This is a genomic window from Pseudomonas sp. 2995-1 (assembly GCF_002742505.1).
GTDB classification, from domain to species: domain Bacteria; phylum Pseudomonadota; class Gammaproteobacteria; order Pseudomonadales; family Pseudomonadaceae; genus Aquipseudomonas; species Aquipseudomonas sivasensis.
In genome coordinates this window covers 1-238 of the sequence record NZ_LJSA01000658.1, presented here as the reverse complement: position 1 = coordinate 238, position 238 = coordinate 1, and the positions used below count along the sequence as shown (strand labels likewise).

Sequence of the window (238 nt, the reverse complement as noted above, 5' to 3'; positions counted from 1 at the left end):
TTACCATCCCTGATGGAAGAAAATTAATGATTCCTTCTAATTGGTCTTTCTTAGCACGAAGAAGATCTTTCTCGTTAGGATAAAATAAATCCCATTGATCCATTGTAAAAAGTTCCATTGTCATACTGGCCAGTTCTGAAGATTCCATAGGGGTTTCCTTGTAATCTCCTAAGAATTGTGATTTCTTAAAGTCATTATGAATGCAGTGCCCCATCTCATGAAGTAATGTGACCATATC

General features: G+C 36.1%; 1 protein-coding gene. It reads right to left on the bottom strand.

What is annotated here, in order from left to right:
• Window positions 1-235 (bottom strand): M3 family metallopeptidase (locus AOA61_RS33095; protein ID WP_368731128.1); only part of this gene is annotated, 235 nt, incomplete at its 3' end.
• Window positions 236-238: the final 3 nt, after the last annotated feature.